The 22,716-nt window shown below is 59.0% G+C and carries 22 protein-coding genes; 13 read left to right on the forward strand and 9 right to left on the reverse strand.

Going from position 1 to position 22,716, the window contains the following annotated elements:
• Nucleotides 1-21 precede the first annotated feature (21 nt).
• Nucleotides 22-1,056, forward strand: a complete 1,035-nt coding sequence (locus ACE1BR_RS00615) for a sterol desaturase family protein (protein ID WP_374866943.1) — start codon at nucleotides 22-24, stop codon at nucleotides 1,054-1,056.
• A 125-nt stretch (nucleotides 1,057-1,181) separates the two neighbouring features.
• Here the strand turns inward: ACE1BR_RS00615 and carB are convergent, their stop codons facing one another.
• Together carB and carA are read right to left on the reverse strand one after the other, a co-directional pair.
• Nucleotides 1,182-4,406: a carbamoyl-phosphate synthase large subunit gene (gene carB / locus ACE1BR_RS00620; protein WP_374866651.1), complete on the reverse strand. Its 3,225-nt coding sequence runs from the start codon at nucleotides 4,404-4,406 to the stop codon at nucleotides 1,182-1,184.
• A gap of 16 nt (nucleotides 4,407-4,422) precedes the next feature.
• Nucleotides 4,423-5,559, reverse strand: coding sequence for a glutamine-hydrolyzing carbamoyl-phosphate synthase small subunit (carA, locus tag ACE1BR_RS00625; RefSeq protein WP_374866653.1), 1,137 nt, complete (start codon nucleotides 5,557-5,559; stop codon nucleotides 4,423-4,425).
• Between the two features lie 67 nt (nucleotides 5,560-5,626).
• Here carA and ACE1BR_RS00630 point away from each other — a divergent pair, with 67 nt between their 5' ends.
• The gene (locus tag ACE1BR_RS00630; protein ID WP_374866655.1) at nucleotides 5,627-6,016 is read left to right on the forward strand and encodes a hypothetical protein; all 390 of its coding nucleotides are present in this window, start codon (nucleotides 5,627-5,629) and stop codon (nucleotides 6,014-6,016) included.
• Between the two features lie 206 nt (nucleotides 6,017-6,222).
• Here ACE1BR_RS00630 and dapB read toward each other — a convergent pair whose 3' ends face one another.
• On the reverse strand, nucleotides 6,223-7,035 hold the full coding sequence (gene dapB, locus ACE1BR_RS00635) for a 4-hydroxy-tetrahydrodipicolinate reductase (RefSeq protein ID WP_374866657.1): 813 nt from the start codon (nucleotides 7,033-7,035) through the stop codon (nucleotides 6,223-6,225).
• 67 nt (nucleotides 7,036-7,102) lie between these two features.
• Here dapB and ACE1BR_RS00640 point away from each other — a divergent pair, with 67 nt between their 5' ends.
• The 6 genes from ACE1BR_RS00640 (at nucleotide 7,103) to serA (ending at nucleotide 13,143) form a co-directional block, all read left to right on the forward strand.
• The gene (locus ACE1BR_RS00640; RefSeq protein ID WP_374866659.1) at nucleotides 7,103-7,228 is read left to right on the forward strand and encodes a hypothetical protein; all 126 of its coding nucleotides are present in this window, start codon (nucleotides 7,103-7,105) and stop codon (nucleotides 7,226-7,228) included.
• Nucleotides 7,229-7,305: 77 nt separating this feature from the next.
• Nucleotides 7,306-8,286, forward strand: coding sequence for an alpha/beta hydrolase (locus ACE1BR_RS00645; RefSeq protein ID WP_374866661.1), 981 nt, complete (start codon nucleotides 7,306-7,308; stop codon nucleotides 8,284-8,286).
• A gap of 430 nt (nucleotides 8,287-8,716) precedes the next feature.
• The gene (locus tag ACE1BR_RS00650) at nucleotides 8,717-10,042 is read left to right on the forward strand and encodes a Na+/H+ antiporter NhaC family protein (RefSeq protein WP_374866663.1); all 1,326 of its coding nucleotides are present in this window, start codon (nucleotides 8,717-8,719) and stop codon (nucleotides 10,040-10,042) included.
• Nucleotides 10,043-10,160: 118 nt separating this feature from the next.
• Nucleotides 10,161-10,757 carry a 5-formyltetrahydrofolate cyclo-ligase gene (locus ACE1BR_RS00655; RefSeq protein WP_374866665.1) on the forward strand — a complete coding sequence of 199 codons (597 nt, stop codon included), beginning with the start codon at nucleotides 10,161-10,163 and terminating at the stop codon, nucleotides 10,755-10,757.
• Between the two features lie 175 nt (nucleotides 10,758-10,932).
• A complete protein-coding gene (rpiA, locus tag ACE1BR_RS00660; RefSeq protein ID WP_374866667.1) occupies nucleotides 10,933-11,586 on the forward strand; it encodes a ribose-5-phosphate isomerase RpiA in 654 nt (217 codons plus the stop codon).
• Between the two features lie 324 nt (nucleotides 11,587-11,910).
• Entirely contained in the window at nucleotides 11,911-13,143 is a 1,233-nt protein-coding gene (gene serA / locus ACE1BR_RS00665) for a phosphoglycerate dehydrogenase (protein ID WP_374866669.1), read from the forward strand.
• 207 nt (nucleotides 13,144-13,350) lie between these two features.
• Here serA and ACE1BR_RS00670 read toward each other — a convergent pair whose 3' ends face one another.
• A complete protein-coding gene (locus ACE1BR_RS00670) occupies nucleotides 13,351-13,731 on the reverse strand; it encodes a diacylglycerol kinase (protein ID WP_374866671.1) in 381 nt (126 codons plus the stop codon).
• 144 nt (nucleotides 13,732-13,875) lie between these two features.
• On the opposite strand from ACE1BR_RS00670, the gene ACE1BR_RS00675 reads away from it, so the two are divergent.
• The gene (locus ACE1BR_RS00675; protein ID WP_374866673.1) at nucleotides 13,876-14,940 is read left to right on the forward strand and encodes a 3-deoxy-7-phosphoheptulonate synthase; all 1,065 of its coding nucleotides are present in this window, start codon (nucleotides 13,876-13,878) and stop codon (nucleotides 14,938-14,940) included.
• Nucleotides 14,941-14,947: 7 nt separating this feature from the next.
• Nucleotides 14,948-15,406 carry an aminoglycoside 6'-N-acetyltransferase gene (gene aac(6') / locus ACE1BR_RS00680; RefSeq protein WP_374866675.1) on the forward strand — a complete coding sequence of 153 codons (459 nt, stop codon included), beginning with the start codon at nucleotides 14,948-14,950 and terminating at the stop codon, nucleotides 15,404-15,406.
• Nucleotides 15,407-15,427: 21 nt separating this feature from the next.
• Here the strand turns inward: aac(6') and ACE1BR_RS00685 are convergent, their stop codons facing one another.
• The 3 genes from ACE1BR_RS00685 to ACE1BR_RS00695 form a co-directional block, all read right to left on the reverse strand.
• A complete protein-coding gene (locus ACE1BR_RS00685) occupies nucleotides 15,428-16,216 on the reverse strand; it encodes an ATP-binding cassette domain-containing protein (protein WP_374866945.1) in 789 nt (262 codons plus the stop codon).
• Nucleotides 16,203-17,210, reverse strand: coding sequence for a vitamin B12 ABC transporter permease BtuC (gene btuC, locus ACE1BR_RS00690; protein WP_374866678.1), 1,008 nt, complete (start codon nucleotides 17,208-17,210; stop codon nucleotides 16,203-16,205). The genes ACE1BR_RS00685 and btuC overlap by 14 nt, the downstream gene beginning before the upstream one ends.
• Nucleotides 17,211-17,311: 101 nt before the next feature.
• Nucleotides 17,312-18,043 carry a substrate-binding periplasmic protein gene (locus ACE1BR_RS00695; RefSeq protein ID WP_374866947.1) on the reverse strand — a complete coding sequence of 244 codons (732 nt, stop codon included), beginning with the start codon at nucleotides 18,041-18,043 and terminating at the stop codon, nucleotides 17,312-17,314.
• A 112-nt stretch (nucleotides 18,044-18,155) separates the two neighbouring features.
• Here ACE1BR_RS00695 and ACE1BR_RS00700 point away from each other — a divergent pair, with 112 nt between their 5' ends.
• A complete protein-coding gene (locus ACE1BR_RS00700; RefSeq protein ID WP_005353120.1) occupies nucleotides 18,156-18,512 on the forward strand; it encodes a DMT family protein in 357 nt (118 codons plus the stop codon).
• Nucleotides 18,513-18,570: 58 nt separating this feature from the next.
• Entirely contained in the window at nucleotides 18,571-19,710 is a 1,140-nt protein-coding gene (tapW, locus tag ACE1BR_RS00705) for a type IVa pilus ATPase TapW (protein WP_374866680.1), read from the forward strand.
• Nucleotides 19,711-19,806: 96 nt separating this feature from the next.
• Here tapW and ACE1BR_RS00710 read toward each other — a convergent pair whose 3' ends face one another.
• Nucleotides 19,807-20,256, reverse strand: coding sequence for a methyltransferase family protein (locus ACE1BR_RS00710; RefSeq protein ID WP_374866682.1), 450 nt, complete (start codon nucleotides 20,254-20,256; stop codon nucleotides 19,807-19,809).
• Between the two features lie 174 nt (nucleotides 20,257-20,430).
• Between ACE1BR_RS00710 and alr the strand changes: the two genes are divergently transcribed.
• Complete coding sequence (alr, locus tag ACE1BR_RS00715; protein ID WP_181221761.1) at nucleotides 20,431-21,657, forward strand: alanine racemase; 1,227 nt, start codon at nucleotides 20,431-20,433, stop codon at nucleotides 21,655-21,657.
• A 57-nt stretch (nucleotides 21,658-21,714) separates the two neighbouring features.
• Here alr and ACE1BR_RS00720 read toward each other — a convergent pair whose 3' ends face one another.
• Nucleotides 21,715-22,659, reverse strand: a complete 945-nt coding sequence (locus ACE1BR_RS00720; protein WP_374866685.1) for a TerC family protein — start codon at nucleotides 22,657-22,659, stop codon at nucleotides 21,715-21,717.
• Nucleotides 22,660-22,716 lie beyond the last annotated feature (57 nt).

Below are 22,716 nucleotides of genomic sequence, written 5' to 3' on the forward strand. Positions count from 1 at the left end.
GATGCTCACGGTATGGACCCTATGGATACGCTCGCCCTTCTTTTTGCTTACGTGCAGCTGTGGCTGCTCACTCCGATCTGGCACTGCCTGACCGGACTGTTTGATTTCAACGGGCGGCTTGGGCTCCCCTTTCTGCTGATATCCGGCCTCATTGCCTACCTCCTCTACCGTGTGCGTCGGCGCCAGCAAGGCGCCGCAGCGGGCAGTTTCGCCCGGTTTCTCGGCGGCCGGGCCATCTGGCTGCATCCCTCCGCCCTGCTCGATTATCAGTATTATCTGGTGCGCGCCCTGCTCCATGTGGCCCTGATCGTGCCGATCCTGACTCTGCTCAACCCCTGGCTTTTGCAGGCAACGGATATTACCTCCGCGCTCACCCGTCTGTGGGGGGAGCGTCCCCGTCTGGCCGAGGCGAGCTGGCTGATGATGCTTTATGGTCTCGGGGTATTTCTGGTCAGCGATTTCGTCCACTACTGGCTGCACCGTGTATTTCACAGCCGGTGGCTGTGGGAGTTTCACAAGGTGCACCATAGCGCCACCGTGCTGGTGCCGCCGACCGCCAGCCGTATTCATCTGGTGGAGAAGCTCTCTGAAATCCTGCTAAAGGGGAGCGCGCTCGCCCTCTACTCCGGCGCTTTCTACTGGCTGTGCGGCGGCTCCGTGCGCCCCTACACCCTGTTTGGGGTGGGTTATCTGGTGCTGATCTTCAACGCGCTGGCAGCCAATTTGCGCCACAGCCATATCTGGCTGTCGTTTGGCCCGCGGCTGGAGCATATCTTCAACAGCCCGGCCCAACACCAGATCCATCACAGCCGGGATCCCCGCCACTTCAACCACAACTTCGGTATCAATCTGTCGCTGTGGGACTGGTGGTTCGGCACTCTTTACGTCACCAACCACCAGCCAGAGCCCCTCACCTTCGGGGTCGGCCCGAAAGACAATGTGCGCTACAGCCGCCTTAGCGCGCTGATCCTGCGCCCCTTTCTGGTCACGACCCGCAAGCTGTGGCATGCCCTGCCCCGTCCTCGCAGCCGCAAGCCGCAGCCTGATTTACGGTAGTTACGCTCTGCGCCCCATAAATCCGCTCCTCGCAGCACCCAGCCCGTCGTCATAAAAAAAGCCCCCGCCATTGCTGGCAGGGGCTTGTTATCTATGCGGAGCGAGTCTGGCTCGCTCGCAGAGTGTTAGCGGTTGTTCACCCGCTCGTGCAGCTCCTGCACCGAGTTGACGTTGGCGGTGGCATCCACGCTGATGGCCATGCAGGTGGCAAATGCCTCGTTCATGGTGGTGGTATAGGCCACCTTGTGCTGCAGGGCGGCGCGGCGCAGCTGCTTGGAGTCCTCGATGGCCACCCGCCCTTCGGCGGTGTTGACGATGTAGGTGTACTCGCCATTCTTGATGCGGTCGAGAATGTGCGGACGCCCCTCGTGCACCTTGTTGACCAGACGCGGGTTGATGCTCGCCTCGCCCAGTGCGACGGCGGTGCCGTGAGTGGCATCCAGCTCGTAGCCCAGCTCCAGCAGCTTGGCGGCCAAGTCGACCACCTGCGCCTTGTCGCTGTGACGTACCGACAGCAGGGCACGCCCCTCTTTCGGTACGGCGTGGTTGGCTCCCAGCTGCGCCTTGGCATAGGCCTCGGCAAAGCTGCTGCCCACCCCCATCACCTCACCGGTAGAGCGCATCTCCGGCCCCAGCAGCGGGTCAACCCCCGGGAACTTGGCGAACGGCAGCACCACCTCTTTCACCGAGTAGTAGGGCGGGATGATCTCTTTGGTAAAGCCCTGCTCTTTCAGGCTCTGACCGGCCATCACGCGGGCGGCAATCTTGGCCAGCGGCGCACCGGTCGCCTTGGAGACGAACGGCACGGTACGGGCGGCACGCGGGTTCACCTCGATGAGGTAGATGTCGTTGCCCTTGACCGCAAACTGCACGTTCATCAGGCCGACCACACCGAGCTCCAGCGCCAGCTTGCGCACCTGCTCGCGGATCTCGTCCTGAATCTTCTTGGACAAGGTGTACGGCGGCAGGGAGCAGCCGGAGTCACCGGAGTGGATACCGGCCTGCTCGATGTGCTCCATAATGCCACCGATGACCACATCGGTGCCGTCGCAGATGGCATCCACATCCAGCTCGGTGGCATCGTCCAGGAAGCGATCCAGCAGCACCGGCGATTCGTTGGAGACGCTCACCGCCTCGGCGAAGTAGCGACGCAGGTCGGTCTCGTCGTAGACGATCTCCATGGCACGGCCACCCAGAACGTAAGAGGGGCGAACCACCAGCGGGTAGGTGATGCGCTCGGCTACCACAACCGCCTGCTCCAGCGCGGTGACGGTGCCGTTTTCCGGCTGCTTGAGGCCAAGGCGCTCGACGGCAGACTGGAAGCGCTCGCGGTCTTCGGCGCGGTCGATGGCATCCGGGCTGGTACCGATAATCGGCACGCCGTTGGCTTCCAGGGCGCGGGCCAGTTTCAGCGGGGTCTGGCCGCCGTACTGGACGATGACGCCCTTGGGTTTTTCGATGCGCACGATTTCCAGCACATCCTCCAGGGTCACCGGCTCGAAGTAGAGACGATCCGAGGTGTCGTAATCGGTGGAGACGGTCTCCGGGTTGCAGTTGACCATGATGGTCTCGTAACCGTCTTCGCGCAGGGCCAGCGCCGCGTGCACGCAGCAGTAGTCGAACTCGATACCCTGACCGATACGGTTCGGACCGCCGCCGATGATCATGATCTTGTCGCGGGTGCTCGGGTTCGCTTCGCACTCCTCGTCATAGCTGGAGTACATGTAGGCGGTGTTGGTGGCGAACTCGGCGGCGCAGGTATCGACCCGCTTGTAGACCGGGAAGATGTTGTGGCGGGCACGCAGTTTGCGCACTTCCCCTTCGGCCACGCCGAGGATCTTGGCCAGACGGGCATCGGCAAAGCCTTTGCGCTTGAGGGCGCGCAGAAAGTCGGCATCGAGACCGGCCATGCCGCGCTCTTTCACCTCTTCTTCCAGCTTCACCAGATCTTCAATTTGCACCAGGAACCAGGGGTCAATCTTGGTCAGCTTGAAGATGCCATCCATGGAGAGACCGGCGCGGAACGCATCGGCGATGTACCAGATACGGTCGCAGCCAGCATCCTGCAGCTCGTGGCGAATGCGGGTCAGGGAGTCCGGGGCATTGAGGTCAACCATGGGGTCGAAGCCGGTTTTGCCGGTCTCGAGGCTGCGCAGCGCCTTGTGCAGGGACTCCTGGAAGTTACGGCCGATGGCCATCACTTCACCAACCGATTTCATCTGGGTAGTCAGACGGTCGTTGGCACCGGCGAACTTCTCGAAGTTGAAGCGCGGCACCTTGGTGACCACATAGTCGATGGCTGGTTCGAAGGAGGCCGGAGTGCGGCCGCCGGTGATGTCGTTCATCAGCTCGTCGAGGGTGTAACCGATGGCGAGCTTGGCCGCAATCTTGGCGATGGGGAAGCCGGTCGCCTTGGAGGCCAGCGCGGAGGAGCGCGACACCCGCGGGTTCATCTCGATGATGACCATCCGGCCATCTTTCGGGTTGATACCGAACTGGACGTTGGAGCCGCCGGTCTCGACGCCGATCTCGCGCAGCACCGCCATGGAGGCGTTGCGCATCAGCTGGTACTCCTTGTCGGTCAGCGTCTGGGCTGGCGCGACCGTGATGGAGTCACCGGTGTGGATACCCATGGGGTCGAAGTTTTCGATGGCGCAGACGATGATGCAGTTGTCGTTGCGATCCCGTACCACTTCCATCTCGTACTCTTTCCAGCCGATCAGCGACTCGTCGATGAGCAGCTCTTTGGTCGGGGAGAGATCCAGACCGCGCTCGCAGATCTCGACGAACTCCTCGGTGTTGTAGGCGATACCGCCGCCGGAGCCGCCCATGGTAAAGGAGGGACGGATGATGCAGGGGAAGCCGACCATCTGCTGCACGCCCCACGCCTCTTCCATGTTGTGGGCGATACCGGCGCGCGGGCACTCGAGACCAATGCTCTTCATGGCGATGTCAAAGCGACGGCGATCTTCGGCCTTGTCGATGGCATCAGCAGTGGCGCCGATCATCTCGACACCGAACTCGGCCAGCACGCCGTGCTTCTCCAGCGCCAGTGCGCAGTTGAGCGCAGTCTGGCCACCCATGGTGGGCAGGATGGCATCCGGGCGCTCTTTCTTGATGATTTCGCGCACCACTTCCCAAGTGATGGGTTCGATGTAGGTGGCGTCCGCCATCTCCGGGTCGGTCATGATGGTGGCCGGGTTGGAGTTGACCAGAATGACGCGGTAGCCCTCCTCGCGCAGGGCTTTGCACGCCTGGGCGCCGGAGTAGTCAAATTCGCAGGCCTGGCCGATGACGATGGGGCCCGCGCCGAGGATCAGGATGCTCTGAAGGTCGTTACGTTTTGGCATGGCTTCTCTTTTCCTCTTAAGCGCGATACTGCTTGATCAATTCAATAAAGTGGTCAAAGAGACCGGCACAGTCGTGCGGGCCCGGGCTCGCTTCGGGGTGCCCCTGGAAGCTGAAGGCCGGACGGTCGGTGCGATGGATGCCCTGCAGGGAGCCATCGAACAGGGAGACGTGGGTGGCACGCAGGCAATCCGGCAAGGTGTTCTCATCTACCGCAAAACCGTGGTTCTGGGCGGTGATCATCACTGTGTTGTCATCGAGACTCTTCACCGGATGGTTGGCACCGTGGTGGCCAAACTTCATCTTGACGGTCTTGGCGCCGGAGGCCAGACCCAGCAGCTGGTGGCCCAGACAGATGCCAAACACCGGCGTGTTGGTATTAAGGAAAGCCTTGATGGCTTCGATGGCGTAGTCGCACGGCTCGGGATCGCCGGGGCCGTTGGAGAGGAAGATGCCATCCGGGTTCATCGCCAGTACTTCGGCGGCCGGAGTCTTGGCCGGAACCACGGTCAGGCGGCAGCCACGGTCAACCAGCATCCGCAGGATGTTGCGCTTGACGCCAAAGTCATAGGCCACCACGTGGTATTTGAGCTGGTCGGCATCCGGGGTGACGTGCCCCTTGCCAAGCTGCCAGCTCCCTTCGGTCCAGTTGTAGGCCTCACCAACCGTGACCTCTTTGGCCAGATCCATTCCCTTCAGACCGGGGAAGGCGCGGGCCTGTTCGAGGGCATAGGCCTCATCAACCTGTTTCCCAGCCAGAATGCAGCCAGCCTGGGCGCCTTTCTCGCGCAGGATGCGGGTCAGTTTGCGGGTGTCGATGTCGGCGATGCCAACGATATGGTGAGACTTGAGGTATTCGGAGAGGGATTGCTGATTGCGGAAATTGGAGGCAAGTATCGGAAGGTCCCGGATGATCAATCCCTGAGCATGGATTTGACTGGACTCTTCATCTTCGCTGTTGGTGCCGGTGTTGCCTATATGGGGGTAAGTGAGGGTGACTATCTGACGGGAATAAGAGGGATCGGTGAGGATTTCCTGATAGCCCGTCATCGACGTATTGAAAACCACTTCACCAACGGAACATCCCTCGGCGCCTATCGACACGCCTTTGAATACAGTTCCATCTTCCAGCACTAGCAATGCAGTGTGATTCAAGACAACCTCCAGTTATTTAGCTTTAAATTCAGCAATTTACCTGGGTGTTGCGGGCTCGGTTCCGGTCTTGGACAGGACTCGAACCCGGCAGATTTCTGGCAAATTGGGCGCATTCTACTTAAAAAAAGTGGCATTTCAACGTCTTTTCTCAGATGAAATGCATCTAAATTCAATAAAAAAGCAATATTACCCATTATCTATGCACTCAATAGCTTTGCAACCCCCTCTTGCGAAAGAAAACAAAAAACCACCACAAAAAGACATGACAAAGCCAGCAATAACCACAACAAACAACAAAAAACCAAATAAAAACAATACAATAAATTCAATAAAAAAAATCTTAAATGACAAATTTAACGACTTTTTGGCGACAAGAGTATGCACAGAAAATAGAAAACGTTTTTCAGTGTTTGAATTTTTAGTCCTTTCCTTGTCTTGTAAAAAAATGGCTGCATGAGCCATAAACACGCCAAAGGTTGTTACCTGATGATGACATTTAGAAAGAGAAAATCTGGGTGGCAAAGCAATAGTGTGATTTATAAGGAGTTAGAACAAAAATCAGCAGCAAAGCTTGTTTTTACACAAAAACAAAACACCAAACAGCAAAAACCCCGGCAAGCCGGGGTTTTTGCTGGATACAAGTCGCACAACAGTGCAGAAACATCACTTCAGATTGAGCACATCCTGCATGTCATAAAAACCGGCGCCCTGCTGGCGCAGCCACTTGCCGGCGCGCACGGCACCGTTGGCAAAGGTCAGACGGCTTGAGGCCTTGTGGCTGATCTCCACCCGCTCGCCGATATCGGCAAACATGACGGTGTGCTCCCCCACCAGATCGCCAGCGCGGATGGTGGCAAAGCCGATAGTATTTCGATCCCGCTCGCCGGTGATCCCCTCGCGGCCATAGACGGCGCACTCTTTCAAGTCACGTCCAAGCGTCTTGGCCACCACCTCGCCCATGGAGAGGGCGGTGCCGGACGGCGCATCCACCTTGTGTCTGTGGTGCCCTTCAATGATCTCGATGTCGGTATAGTCACCCATCACCTTGGCGGCCTGCTCCAGCAGTTTGAACACCAGGTTGACCCCGACCGAGTAGTTGGAGGCGAACACGATGCCAATCAGCTTGCCCGCCTCTTTAAGGGCGGCCTTACCTGCTTCATCAAAGCCGGTGGTGCCGATCACCATCTGCTTGTTGTGGGCCAGCGCAAAGGCCAGATTGGCCAGGGTCACCTCGGGACGGGTGAAGTCGATGATTAGGTCGAACTGGTCGCGCACCTTGTCGAGGCTGTCACTGATAGCCACCCCCAGATGGCCCAGCCCGTTGAGATCGCCAGCATCCAGACCGATCACCGCCGACCCCGGCCGCTCCAGCGCCGCACCGACCACCACCCCTTCGGTATTGGTGACGGCCTCCAGCAGCACCTTGCCCATACGACCATTACAGCCCATCACGGCCACACGGATCGGATTGTCCATCTCCACCCTCTCATCTCTTTATAAGGAAAGAGACCGTTTTACCAGCCTGCGTCTGCTTTGAAAAGCCATGATGCAACCACGCCTTACTGCGCTCGCCAACGGAGCCGCCAACTGGCTGGTCGAAGACGCCTTGTTGGTCGCTGGCAGCTTTCGTCGTCTCACTCCACCATTTGGCAGACCGGATACCATCTGATAGCTTCGCATGAGTAGGACTCCAGAAATAAGTAGAATCAGGGCAACGCCCATATCGATATCACGGGAGGTGCAAGGATGAGTGCAGGATTGCTGTTTGTAGTGGGTCTGGTGTCACTGACGCTGATCATGCTAGCCGCTGCACTGCTGTTTGGCGGGCCGAGCCCGGCACCGGCAATGGCCAGCATCAACGATCCATTCAAGGGAATTGACTGGAGCAGCATGCCACCCCTCTCTAGATACCCGGCACGTGACGGCGCACAGCTGGCCTATCGATACTATGGCGCAGAGGAGAACGTAAACGACAACAAGGTCAGAGGCAGCGTGGTACTGGTTCACGGCTCTTCGGCCAGCAGCCAGAGCATGCACAGGATGGCAAATGCCTTCTCGCAAGCGGGATACGACGCTTACGCCCTCGATATTCGCGGTCATGGCGCATCTGGCCGCAAAGGCACCATTGCCTACATCGGTCAGCTCGAAGACGATATGGAAGATTTCATCAAGGCGGTCGCCCCCGGCAAACCCGCCACTTGCATCGGTTTCTCGTCAGGGGGTGGCTTTGTGCTGCGTGTTGCTGGCAGCTCACGACAAACCCTGTTCGATAACTATCTGCTCCTCTCCCCCTATCTCGGCCCCACGGCCGCCAATTACCGACCCAACAGCGGTGGCTGGGTGAGAGCCGGCATTCCCCGCCTCATTGCCCTGAGCATCCTCAACGGTTGCCATATTTCCGCACTCAACCATCTCACCGTACTGAACTTTGCCCTCAATGAAGAGGCAAAATCCCTGCTGACCCCATCCTACTCATTCAACCTGGCCTCCAACTTTCAGCCAGAACGCGACTTCCAGCAAAACATGCGCAATGTGCAACGCCCTTGCGCCGTGATCGCGGGCGCAGATGACGAAGCCTTTCAAACAGACCAACTTGAGCCTGAATTAAGGCGCCTTGGCATCCCGTGGCCAGTCACCATACTGCCCGGGATCGGGCACATTCCGCTGACGCTGGAACAGGACGCCATCGCGGCAGCCGTTCAGGCGGTAGATAAACTGGCGCAGTGACAGCCCCCCCCGACCCTTTATCCACGCGCTCAGGAAACCTCCTCACCATGCTCCGTATTGCAAGAGGGGCTGCTGACGTTCGGCCACAAGATAGCCAGCACCACGCTTGTTCTTTACCGCCTGCACCTTATTAACGGCAATTAACGGCACGCGATACCGCTAGAGACTCACTGACTGCTCCAAACAACACTGAACAATAAACAATTAAGATTAATTTTCCCGAACATTCTTTGGATATTTCAACAACACCAGAATTGACAGAGAAAAACACCTATCCGTCTGGACGTCTATCTTGACCTGACGGGGTTGACTCACTAATGTGGGCACCCCAATGCGGCAGGATGCCCGCTCTGTTTTCCCCCTATCTCTATTCGATAAAGGCACAAAGCAGTTCCTGACAGGAGGTCATTGTTCAATTTCAGAGGAACACATGATCCAGACTCAACCCAGTGCCAGGGCCTTGCTGCCACTTCTGGTTTTTCTCGCACTCTTTATCGGTACCGGCACCTGGCTGACCCTGCAAGGGGTCGAGTTCGCCTTCTATCAACTGCCCGCCCCCGTGGCTGCCCTGCCCGCCGTGATGCTGGCCTTGCTGCTTGGCAAGGAGAGCTTCAACAGCAATCTGGAGACCTTCTTCAAGGGCGCTGGCCACAGCAATATCATGGCGATGTGCCTCATCTATCTGCTGGCAGGCGCTTTTGCCAGCGTCGCCAAAGCCACTGGCGGCGTGGACGCCACCGTGGCACTCGGTCTTGCCCTTATTCCCAGCTGGGCACTGCTGCCCGGGCTGTTCCTGATCTCTGCCTTTATTGCCACCGCGATGGGCTCCGCGATGGGTACTATCGGTGCAATAGCACCGGTCGCCCTCGCCGTGGCACAAGCAGTCGGTATCGATCCGGTACTGATGGCAGGCACCATTCTCTCTGGCGCCATGTTTGGCGATAACCTCTCCATCATCTCGGACACCACGATTGCGGCAACCCGCAGCCAGGGATGCGAGATGAAGGACAAGTTTCGCGAGAACGTCAAAATCGCCGCCCCGGCCGCCCTCGCGGTTATTTTGCTCTATCTGATGTTGGGCTCAGTGGGTGAAGCCCCGGCCAGTAACACCCCCATCGAACTGTTCAAGGTAATGCCCTATCTGCTTATCCTTGGGCTGGCGCTCGCCGGGTTAAATGTATTTATCGTGCTGGGGCTGGGCATTCTGACCGCCGGTGCGGTGGGCATGGTCAACGGCTACGCCATCGGCCAGTTCAGCAAGGATATCTATCAGGGCTTTACCGGCATGCAGGAGATCTTCCTGCTCTCCATGCTCATCGGCGGTCTCGGCGCCCTGATGGAGCGTCAGGGAGGGCTGGCCTGGATCAGCGACCGCATCAGCGCCCTGATTGCCCGCTTCACTCGCGAGCACAACGGTGAACAGAACGAGAAAGCGGCCGAACTTGGCATCGCCGGGGTGGTAAGTCTCACCAACCTCTGCACCGCCAACAACACGGTGGCTATTATCGTCGCCAGCAAGGTAGCCCGCGATCTGGCCGAGCATCACGGGGTCACCCCGCGCCGCGCCGCCTCCATGCTCGATATCTTCTCCTGCGTGATCCAGGGTCTCATCCCCTGGGGGGCACAAGCTCTGCTGCTGGGCTCCATCTTCGCCCTCTCGCCACTGTCTGTGGTGAGCATGAGCTTCTACCCGATGGCGCTGGCACTGGCTGCACTGGTCGCTATCTTTGTAAAACATCAGATGCGCCAGCGCTGATCCTGCGGGTACCGGCGAGCGCCGGTACCCGCTTTTCACCCCGCACCCACGAGGGAATATGTTAAGGTAAGGGGTTCGCACGTCCAGTCGTCGATTGCAGCCAGCCCGGAGGTTCCCCATGCAAGAGTCCCAGCCCGAACGTCAATCCCTTCGCCAACTGGTACGTCAACGCAGAAAGAGCCTGAGCCCGCTCGAACAGCAACAGGCCGCCCAGCAGTTGCTGGTCCAGTTCAAACAGCACCCCGAGATCCTCGCCGCCAAGCGCATCGCCCTCTATCTGGCCAATGACGGGGAGATCAACCCCCTGCCCGCCATCCACTGGCTTTGGGCCCAGCAGAAAGAGGTCTATCTGCCGGTGCTTCACCCCTTTACGCCCGGTCACCTGCTCTTTTTGCGCTACACCGCCACCAGCCCCATGGTGCGCAATCGCTACGGCATCGAAGAGCCCGAGCTGGATATGCAACAGGTGGTGCCCCACAGCACGCTGGATCTTATCTGCACCCCGCTGGTCGCCTTCGATGGCGATGGCAATCGCCTCGGCATGGGGGGCGGCTACTACGATCGTACCCTCGCCATCTGGCATGAGCACAAAATGGGCCCCAAGCCGCTGGGGATCGCCCACGACTGCCAACAGGTGGATGCAGTGCCGCAGGAGGAGTGGGATGTACCGCTACCGCAGATCATCACCCCGAGCCGCTGCTGGCGCTTCGAATAGCTCCCCCCGGTATGCCTCCCACGCGACGTCAGCCCCCCTTCTGTGCGCGCAAACGCAGAATAAACAGGCAAACGATTTACTTCATGCCCCTTTTTGCCCCGGATCGTGAGCAACATGGTCGCGACGGGATACAGGGTTGGATATAATGCGCCCGCTTTTTTCTTAAGGAACGATCATGACTCAAGATGAAATGAAGAAGGCGGCCGGTTGGGCTGCGCTCAAGTATGTGGTTCCCGGCACCATCGTCGGGGTGGGCACCGGCTCTACCGTCAACCACTTTATCGACGCGCTGGCGACCATGAAGGATGAGATCAAGGGGGCGGTATCCAGCTCCGTGGCCTCCACCGAACGCCTCAAGGGCTTCGGCATCACTGTGTATGATCTCAACGAGATCGACGCCCTCTCCGTCTACGTGGATGGCGCCGACGAGATCAACGAGACTCGCGACATGATCAAAGGCGGTGGCGCTGCCCTGACCCGCGAAAAGATTGTCGCCGCCGTGGCTGACAAGTTCATCTGCATCATCGACAACACCAAAACCGTCGACGTGCTGGGCCAGTTCCCGCTGCCAGTCGAAGTGATCCCCATGGCCCGCGAATACGTGGCCCGTGAAATCCGCAAACTGGGTGGCAACCCGGTCTGGCGGGAAGGTGTGGTCACCGACAACGGCAACCACATTCTGGATGTGAAAGGCATGGCCATTACCGATGCCAAGGCGCTGGAAGTGCAGCTCAACGCCATCGTCGGCACCGTCACCAACGGCCTGTTCGCTGCTCGTGGTGCTGACGTTGTGCTGATCGGTACTCCGGACGGCGTGATTACCCGGTAATCCCAACGCGAGCAACACGGTGCAATGGCATATCCCCTCACCCACCATCGCCATTCTGTCGGCTCTGGCGCAGAAGCAGCGTTGATTGACCCCGGGATGAGATGCGAACCCGAGAATTGCACTGTGAATAGATGACGGCGCCTGATGGCGCCGTTTTTATTTATCCCTCAACAAGTTGTTGACGGATGTTTACAACAATCGTTGATAACTTCAAAGAATTTGACTTTCGTCACAAATATTCCCTCTCCCAAACGTTTTTGCTACTTTACGGTTTTCTTCGCACACCAAATCTGCACTTACGTTTGCACATACAGAGGGATCGTCATGACTGCCAAGTTTTCGCTGGACAAGGATAAAATCAAGGTGCTGCTGCTGGAGGGAGTCCATCCCAACACCGTAGAGACCTTTCGTGCCGCAGGTTACACCAGTGTGGAGTATCTCAAGACCTCGCTCTCTGAAGAGGAGCTGATCGAGCAGATCCGCGACGTACACTTTATCGGGCTACGCTCACGCACCCAGATCACCGAGAAGGTGCTCGATGCCGCCAACAAGCTGGTCGCCATCGGCTGCTTCTGCATCGGTACCAACCAGGTCGAGCTGGAAGCGGCCCAGATCCGCGGCATTCCGGTCTTCAACGCACCCTTCTCCAACACCCGTTCGGTCGCTGAACTGGTACTGGGGGAGATCCTGCTGCTGCTGCGCGGCATCCCCGAGAAAAACGCCAAGTGCCATCGCGGTGTGTGGGAGAAACTGGCCAACCGTTCGGTGGAAGCCCGTGGCAAGAAGCTCGGCATCATCGGCTACGGCCACATCGGTACCCAGCTTGGTATCATCGCCGAGAGCATCGGCATGAAAGTTTATTACTACGATATCGAGAACAAACTCTCGCTGGGTAACGCCATTCAGGTGCCGAGCATGGTCGAGTTGCTCAATATGTCCGATGTCATCAGCCTCCATGTGCCTGAGACTGCCTCTACCAAGAACATGATCGGTGCCGAGCAACTGCGGATGATGAAGCCGGGGGCGGTCTTTATCAACGCTGCCCGCGGCACCGTGGTGGATATCGAGGCCCTGGCCGATGTGATCAAGAGCGGCCACATCTCCGGCGCCGCCATCGACGTCTTCCCGGTCGAGCCCAAATCCAATGACGAGGAGTTCCTAAGCCCGCTGCGTGGCCTAGAGAACGTCATCCTGACCCCCCACATCGGTGGCACCACCCATGAAGCGCAGGAGAACATCGGGCTGGAGGTGGCCAACAAGCTGGTCAAATACTCCGACAACGGCTCAACCCTCTCCGCCGTCAACTTCCCGGAGGTATCGCTGCCGGGCCACAAAGGCTCCAGCCGCCTGCTGCACATTCACCGCAACCAGCCTGGCGTGATGAACCAGATCAACCAGATCTTTGCCGAAGAGGGGATCAACATCGCCGGTCAATACCTGCAGACCAGCAGCCACATCGGCTACGTGGTGATCGACGTGGAGACCGAGCACAGCGAGAAGGCGCTCAGCAAACTCAAAGAGATCAACGGCACTATCCGTGCCCGGATCCTGCACTGATTAACCTGCAGAGCCACCCAGCCAAAAGCCCGTCGTAATGACGGGCTTTTTTATGATGCGATGCTCAACGCCCATCCGCGTCTTTGCTCCTTTGCACCCTTCTGCCCTCGCGGGAGAAGGGTTGGGGATGAAGGGCGAAAAGATACAACCCTCACCCTGCCCTCTCCCACAGGGAGAGGGTGCAAACTCACCCGCAAGATATGTGATCTACCACCATCCCAGCAGATTGCGCCCCACCAGTGCGCCCCATACCAGGGCATTGAGGGCCAGCGCGATAAAGACGGCGGCAGAGCCCAAATCCTTGGCGCGGCCCGAGAGCTCGTGATGCTCGGGACCGATACGATCAACGACTGCCTCGACGGCGGAATTGAGCACTTCGACGATCACCACCAGCCAGCTGATGACGATAAGCAGCAGGATTTGGTTGAGGGAATCACCCAACCAGAAGGCCAGCGGCATCAACAGCAGGATCAGCATCAGCTCCTGCCGAAACGCCGCTTCGTTGATCCAGGCTGACTTGAGCCCCTTCATGCTGTAACCGGTTGCATTGATGATGCGGGTGACCCCGGTTGCCCCTGGCTTTGCCACGCTATCTACCTCATTTGGAATCAATTTTGGCTTCACATCCTATCAGAGCCCCTTGAGGTTTCAATCGGTGGACTTTTGCTTTATTTTATTCCTTTGCATTTTCGCCCCCTGCGGCTGACACCACCCACTCGAGACTTGAGTTGTATGTCCATTCACACCGATGAATTGCGCACCCGTCGCCTGGAGTCACTGATCACTCCGAGCGAGCTCGCACACGCGTTTCCGATCACCGATACCATTGCCCAGAATCTGCTGGATGCCCGTCGCGAAGTGGAGGCCATTCTGGCCGGAGAAGATCAGCGCCTGCTGGTCATTGTCGGCCCCTGCTCCATCCATGATCCCGCTGCCGCCCGCGAATATGCCCTGCGTCTCAATGCCCTGCGCGAGCAGTATAAAGAGAGCCTGTGCGTCGTGATGCGCACCTATTTCGAGAAGCCACGCACCATCGTCGGCTGGAAAGGGCTCATCAATGATCCGCGCCTCGATGGCAGCTTCGATGTCAACGAAGGGCTCAAGCTGGCGCGCAAGCTGCTGGTCGATATCAATGAGCTCGGCATGCCTACCGCCACCGAATTCCTCGATATGGTGACCGGCCAGTATATTGCCGACCTCATCACCTGGGGCGCCATCGGCGCGCGTACCACCGAATCCCAGGTACACCGCGAGATGGCCTCCGCCCTCTCCTGCCCGGTCGGCTTCAAGAACGGCACCGACGGCAATACCCGCATCGCCATCGATGCAGTGCGCGCCGCCCGTCACAGCCACATCTTCTATTCACCGGACAAAGACGGCAAGATGACCATCTACCGCACCGCCGGTAACCCCTTTGGTCATGTGATCCTGCGTGGTGGCCACCGCCCCAACTACGACACCGCCAGTGTCGATGAAGCGTGCGAAGCGCTGGCTGATGTGGGCATGCCGGAGCGGCTGGTGGTCGATTTCAGCCACGGCAACAGCATGAAGGATCACCGCCGTCAGCTGCTGGTGGCACAAGATATCTGCGATCAGCTGCGCCGCGGCCGCACCGGCATCGCCGGCATCATGGCCGAGAGCTTCCTGGTGGAAGGGCGGCAGGATGTGGAGAACGGCTGCGCCGCCACCTTCGGCCAGAGCATCACCGATGCCTGCCTGTCGTGGAGCGATACCGAAACCCTGCTGACCATGCTGGCCGAAGCCGCGCAGGTGCGTCTTGCCAAGCAGCAACGCTGAACCCGGCATGACAGAGCCAGTCTGGCGGATCGTGTCTCTCGACGAAGCACGACTGGCGCAGTGGGCAACCCTGCGCCAGCAATTGTGGCCACACCACGGGGTCGCCGCCCATCTGCAGGAAGGGATTGAACAGCTGGCCAACGTCCGCCTGAGCGCCTTTCTGGTGCTGGATGAGCAGAACCAAGCGGTGGGCTTTGCCGACGCAGCCCTGCGCCACGATTACGTGAACGGCTGCGAGAGCAGCCCGGTGGTCTATCTGGAAGGAATTTATGTGCAACCGGCATCGCGCCAGCGCGGGATGGCCCGCGCCTTGATTGCCCGGGTAGCACAGTGGGGTCGTGAGCAGGGTTGCCGCGAAATGGCCTCCGATACAGCTATCGACAATCAGCCCTCGCAGAACATGCACGAACGGCTCGGCTTCCGCGAAACAGAGCGGGTGGTCTTCTTCAAAAAGGCCCTCGGCTGACGCCAGGGCCTTGCTTGTTTCTCACAGGCTCGGCATAAACCAGACTCGGCCGCCCGCCTCGATGCGATCGGTCTTTATCTGAAACACCTGCGCCAGCAGAGCCTCATCCACCAACTCGACGCCCCCCTCGCGCACCACGGTGCCCTGTTGCAGGCAGAGAATGCGGTCGGCCCAGTCGATGGCCAGATTGATATCGTGGATGGCGAGCACCACCAGCAAGCCCTGACGGGCCAGTTTCTTCAACAAGCGCAATAGGGCCAGCTGATGATGGAGATCGAGCCCGGCCAGCGGCTCGTCCAGCAGCAGCACCTTGCCTGCCGGATTGAGACTCGGCCACACCTGCAGCAAGGTGCGGGCGATCAGCACCCGCTGCTGCTCCCCCCCCGACAATCGGCTGAAATCACGCGCAAGCAGGGCTTCCAGCTCCAGCGCCTGACACAAGGCCGCGATCACCTCACTCTGTTTGGCAGGCGCAACATCCTGGTCCAACCCAAGGCTCAACACCTGAAACACCGGAATATGAAACAGCTGGGGCTGACGCTGCGGCAACATGGCACGCCGTCTGGCCAATTCCGGCCAGCTCAAGTCAGTGAGTACTTCCACCCCCAACACGACAGTTCCGCCAGCAGGCAAAATCCCCGCCAAGGCGCCAAGCAGGGTCGACTTGCCGCTGCCATTGGGGCCAAGCAATGCCACCAGCTGGCCGCCATGCCAGCAAATATCGAGGGGAGAAAGCCGCCCGGCAATGGAGAGACCATGAGCCTCCAGTCGTGCAACGGAAACAACGGGTTCGGGATCAGCGAGCAACATCGGCATCTTGTCTCAATAACAGGTAAATAAAGAGCGGAGCCCCCACCGATGCGGTGATGACACCGATGGGTAGCTCTCCGCCACTTAACGCCGAACGGGCCAGCAGATCGGCCGCCAAGAGCAGAGCCCCGCCCCCCAGCGCCGAGGCTGGCAGCAAAAAGCGCTGATCGCTGCCGCCACATAGTCGCAGCAGATGGGGCACCACCAGCCCGACAAAACCTATTACACCACACAGGGACACCGCCACACCGGTCAGCAGACAGACCGCCAGCACCAGCCGCACCCGCATCTTGTCCACATCCATCCCCATCAGGCGGGCCTGGGTCTCCCCCAGCAGCAACTGTTGCAGCGCCTTGCCCTGCCAGCAGAGCCAGCCCAGGGTCAGCGGCAGCACCAGCCACCACCAGCTAAACTGCTGACTGCCATAAGAGAGGCTGCCCATCATCCAGAACATGAATTCACGCAGCGAGCCATCATCAGCGAAGTACATCAACCAGGTCATGGCGGCATTGGTGAGAATACCGATGGCCACGCCAAACAGCAGCAGCCGGGCATGGCCGAGCCGGGCGCGGCGCGCCAGCCGAATGAGCAGCATAGTCACCAGTAGCGCACCACCAAAAGCGGCCAGCGACAATCCCCAGCCGGGCAGATAGAGGTCGAGAGATTTGGTCACCGCCATCGCCACCATGGCAGCCAATCCAGCCCCGCTCGACACACCGAGCAGGCCGGGTTCCGCCACCGGGTTGTGCAGCATCACCTGCAGCACGGCGCCGCCACAAGCCAGCGCCGCTCCGGCCAGCAAGGCCAGCAGCGCGCGGGGCAACCGCAGCTCCAGCAGGATGCGCTGTTCGAGATCGCCAAGAGGTTGCCAGGGCAACAGCACAAACTCGCCCCAGATGAGAGAGAAGAGAAACAGCAACACGGTCAGCAACATCAGGCCAAACAGCCAGCGCCGCTGCCAGTGCCGCTGACGAGCGATAAGGGAGAGGTACAAGGATAATCCCCGAAGATAACAAGGCCTCATCGCCAGCCCAATCGCACGGGCCGGGATGAAAGCAGGAAACGGGCATGATAACAGCGGCTTGCCACCCGAGGTCAAGGCTGGTAACGCTTGGCCATCACGGTTATCTCGCCACTGGCCACCAGATTTTGCAGCGCGACCAGCAAGGGCTGACGCAATGCCTGGTGAGGTGAGTGCTTGCTCATCCCCAGATAGAGGGTCACCGGACTGGCAGGACGATAGTCCGCCTTGCTCACCCGGTCCGCATTTCCCTGGCTCAGGGCATAGTCCACCTGACAGTCGGTGCCAATCATCAACGGCAGGTGACCGCGCTGCACCATGCGCAGCAGCTGATCCTCGGTGGGAACGCCATGCTTGTCGAGGCGATGGTCAGAGTTGAACGGCTCAAAATAGACGGAGTTGAGTACGTACCCCACCTGCACACCTTGCAGATCGCGGTATTGGTGGATCCCCGCCACCACGACAGACTGCCCATAAAATGCGGGCCAACAGCGGTAGTAAGCCGGCTGCAGATAGTCGATGAACTGCGCCCGCTCGGCGGTATAGGCGAGCCCAATCATCAGGTCGACCTGACCGGTCTGCATCTGCTTGAGCGCCCGCCCCCACGGCATGCGCCGTACCTGCAACTCAATGCCGCTCGCTTGTTGCAACCGGCGCAAAATGTCCATATCGAGCCCCTGCAACTGGCCATCCGGCTGCATGATACGAAAAGGGGGCCAGATATCGGTCGCCACCGTCAGCGTCGGAGTCGCACGCACCGGTATGGCAAACAACAGTAACAACAACATCCCGCTTAACTTGCCCATCCGTCGCATACCTCGCACGGCCTGATCCTGTTGCTTAAAAATACCCTCCCGTACCACTTATGAAAACCCGCAGTTCGGGGATAAAATGCGCCGGATTTGCAAGGAGAATCCAATGAACCCGATTTTCGCCAGTATCGGCCTGCTGCTATGCAGCAACGTCTTCATGACCTTCGCCTGGTACGCCCACCTCAAGAGCATGAACCATAAACCCTGGATTATCGCCGCGCTGGTGAGCTGGGGCATTGCTCTGTTCGAATACCTGCTGCAGGTGCCCGCCAACCGTATCGGCCACACGGTGATGAGCGTGGGACAACTCAAGATCCTGCAGGAGGTGATCACCCTCACCGTGTTCGTCCCCTTCTCTATCTTCTATCTGAAAGAAGATCTGAAATGGGACTACCTGTGGGCCGGCCTTTGCATTCTCGGCGCCGTCTTTTTTGTCTTTCGCGAGAAACTGACCGGCGCCTGACGCTGTACACTCAATATCATCCCGCTCATGGCATCTCATTGATCGACGAGGCAAATAAATGGAATTGCGAGACATGTTACAGATCCTGGCCAAGCAGGATGGCTCAGACCTCTATCTGTCGACCGGCGCCCCTCCCTGCGCCAAGTTCAACGGCGGCCTGCGCCCCCTGAATGATACGCCGCTGGAGCCGGGGGAAGTGGCGCGGATCGCCGCCGAGATCATGGATGGCGAACAGAAACAGCAGTTCGATAAGGATCTGGAGATGAACCTCGCCATCTCCCTGCCGCAGGTCGGCCGTTTTCGGATCAACATCTTCAAGCAGCGCAATGAAGTGTCGCTGGTGGCGCGCAACATCAAGACCGAAATCCCCCGCTTCGAAGATCTGAAACTGCCCCCCGTGCTGCTCGATACCATCATGGAAAAACGCGGGCTGGTGCTGTTTGTCGGCGGCACCGGCTCGGGGAAATCGACCTCCCTTGCGGCGCTTATCGACCATCGCAACCGCAACAGCGGCGGCCACATCATCACCATCGAGGATCCGGTGGAGTTCGTCCATCGTCACCGCAAGAGCATCATCAATCAGCGGGAGGTTGGCGTGGATACCCGCAGCTTCCATGCCGCCTTGAAGAACACCCTGCGTCAGGCACCAGATGTCATCCTCATCGGGGAAATTCGCGACCGCGAAACCATGGAGCATGCACTGGCCTTCTCCGAAACCGGCCACCTTGCCATCTCCACCCTGCACGCCAACAACGCCAACCAGGCGCTGGATCGCATCATCAACTTCTTCCCGGAGGAGCGCCGCCCGCAGCTGCTCAACGATCTTGGCAACAACCTCAAGGCATTTGTCTCCCAGCGGCTGGTGAAAACCTCCGATGGCGGCCGCCGGGCGGCGGTGGAGATCATGCTGGGCACCCACACCATCCGCGATATGATCAAGCGCGGCGAATTTGGTGGCCTGAAAGAGGTAATGGAAAAATCCAAGGCCCTCGGCATGGTTACCTTCGACAGCGCCCTGTTCGATCTGGTGGTAGAAGGGGTGATAGAAGAAGAAGAGGCGGTGAAAAATGCCGACTCAGCCAACAACCTGCGCCTCAAGATCAAGCTATGGAAGGAGAAGGGGCAAATTGCCAGCAGCAGCGATGCCACCGGCTGGAGTCTCGAACCCACCAAGGACGAGAAGGGCGATCTTTTCTAACCGGTTACTGTCTGGTCCCGAGCCTGCACCGGCTCGGGGCTTGGCTCTCCCTTGACAACCTTCCGCCTTATCCCCGCCCGCACCCATCCCGATACTTCAGCACCAGCGGCGAACCCGCTGGCAATAGTGGGCATACTCCTCGCCAAAACGGGCTTGCAACAATCGCTCCTCCGGCATGATCTGAAAGCGGGTCAGCCAACCCAGCAGCAATGCCGGGCCACACCAGACCCAGAGACCGCCAAGATAACAGGCCCAGGCAGCAAGCCAGCAGAATAGTCCGAAATACATCGGATTGCGGCTGATGCGATAGACGCCGTCGGTCACCAGATAGCGGGTATGGTGCGGGCGGGTGGGACTGACGGTAGTCTGGTGGCGGCGAAAACGCAGCAAGGCGCCAAACCCCATGATGGCCCCAACCATGATCAACAGCGCCAGCAACACGATTGCGGCACGACCGCCTTGGGTCTCCCCCTTCAGCCACCACATGCTTGCGGCACACAACATAAAGATCAGTGGTGGTGGTACACGCAGCTCCAGATTCGCCATTTTCTTCCCCCAGCAAGTGTCGGCCGACGCCCTGTTGCGGTAGACTCGCATTAGGTCAGCAACGCTTAAAAGTGACAAAGATCATAATAATAACAATAAGTTGTCGTTCAATCACCGCGAATGCGCCTAATACAATCCAAACTATCAAACGCGAACAACAAAAAAGGAATCACCATGCACAAGAAAACTCTGCTGGCTACCCTGATCTTCGGCCTGCTTGCAGGCCAAGCCGTTGCCGCGCCCTATCTGCCTCTTGCGACAGATCATCGCAACGGCCAGGAACAGACTGCCAGCAATGCCTGGCTGGAAGTGGATCTGGGCGCGTTTGAACACAATATCCAGACCCTCAAGGATCGCCTCGGCGACAAGGGGCCGAAGATCTGCGCCATCATGAAGGCCGACGCCTATGGTCATGGCATCGACCTGCTGGTCCCCTCCGTGGTCAAAGCGGACATCCCCTGCATCGGCATCGCTAGCAATGAAGAAGCTCGTGTCGCCCGCGAGAAGGGCTTTACCGGTCGTCTGATGCGAGTACGTGCTGCGACACCGGATGAGGTCGAGCAGGCCCTGCCCTACAAGATGGAAGAGCTGATCGGCAGTCTGGTGAGTGCCCAGGGCATTGCCGATATCGCCCAGCGCCACCATACCAACATCCCGGTGCATATCGCGCTCAACTCCGCCGGCATGAGCCGCAACGGCATCGATCTGCGTCTGGCCGACTCCAAACAGGATGCGCTGGCCATGCTCAAGCTCAAGGGGATCACCCCGGTCGGCATCATGACCCACTTCCCGGTCGAGGAGAAAGAGGACGTCAAGATGGGTCTGGCCCAGTTCAAACTGGACTCCCAGTGGCTGCTGGAAGCGGGCAAGCTGGATCGCAGCAAGATCACCATCCATGCCGCCAACTCCTTCGCCACGCTGGAAGTGCCGGACGCCTACTTCGACATGGTGCGCCCGGGCGGCCTGCTCTATGGCGACTCCATCCCCTCCTACACCGAGTACAAGCGGGTAATGGCGTTCAAAACCCAGGTGGCTTCAGTTAACCATTATGCAGCAGGCAACACCGTCGGCTACGACCGCACCTTTACCCTCAAACGCGACTCCTGGCTGGCCAACCTGCCGCTGGGTTACTCCGACGGCTATCGTCGCTCGCTGAGCAACAAGGCCTATGTGCTGATCCAGGGTCAGAAGGTGCCGGTGGTGGGCAAGACATCCATGAACACCATCATGGTGGATGTCACTGATCTCAAAGGGGTAAAACCCGGCGACGAAGTAGTCCTGTTTGGCCGTCAGGGCAATGCCGAAGTGAAGCAGGCAGATCTGGAGGAGTACAACGGCGCCCTGCTGGCGGACATGTACACCATCTGGGGCTACACCAACCCGAAAAAACTCAAGCACTGATCGCCAACTGGCAATAGAAAAGGGCTCTCTCTGGAGCCCTTTTTCTTGTTTTGCCAATTATGCCGTTTTCTTGCGGGTCACCCAGAGGCTCAGCCCCATGGAGGCCAGCAGGATCAAGGCCACCACCCCAAGCGCAATGCCGGTCGGGATCTTGAAGATATCCAGCAGCAGCATCTTGACCCCGATAAACATCAGGATCAGCGCCAGACCGTACTTCAGCAGGGCGAAGCGGTCAGCCACACCCGCCAGCAGGAAGTACATGGCGCGCAGCCCCATGATGGCGAAGATGTTGGAGGTCAGCACGATGAAGGGATCCGTGGTCACCGCGAAGATGGCCGGGATACTGTCCACCGCGAAGATAAGATCGCTCACCTCAACCAACACCAGAATGAGCAGCAGCGGGGTGGCATAGCGCACACCGTCGCGCCAGACGAAGAAGTTCTCCCCTTCCAGGGTCTCGGTCACCTTGAAGCGACGGCGCATCCAGCCCAGCAGCGGGTTGTTGGCCAGATCCGGCTCCTTGTCGGCCGCCCACAGCATCTTGGCACCGGTCAGCAGCAAGAAGGCGCCGAACAGATAGAGGATCCAGTGGAACTGCTCGATGAGCCAGCTACCGGCAAACACCATACCTGCCCGCATCACGATGGCACCCAGCACCCCGTAGAGCAGCACCCGACGCTGCAGCTCGGCCGGAATGGCAAAGTAACCGAACAGCATCAGCCAGACAAAGACGTTGTCCACCGCCAGTGCTTTCTCGATGAGATAGCCGGTGAGGAACTCCAACCCCTTCTGATTGGCAATTTCACGGCCCGCGCTGTGATCGAGCCAAAGCCAGATCGCCAGATTGAACAGCAGCGCCACACTGATCCAGATGAGGGACCAGACGCCCGCCTCTTTCAGCGACACCTTGTGTGACTTGCCGCCACCGACAAAGCGTATATCTATCCATAACAGGACCAGCACTATGCTGAAGAAACCGGTCCACATCCACCATTCACCCATTTTCACTTCTCCCAAAAACGACAAAACCCACGACCGAGAGGCGTGGGTTTGCGTTTG

It is taken from the genome of Aeromonas sp. MdU4 (genome assembly GCF_041929505.1).
Classification (GTDB): domain Bacteria; phylum Pseudomonadota; class Gammaproteobacteria; order Enterobacterales; family Aeromonadaceae; genus Aeromonas.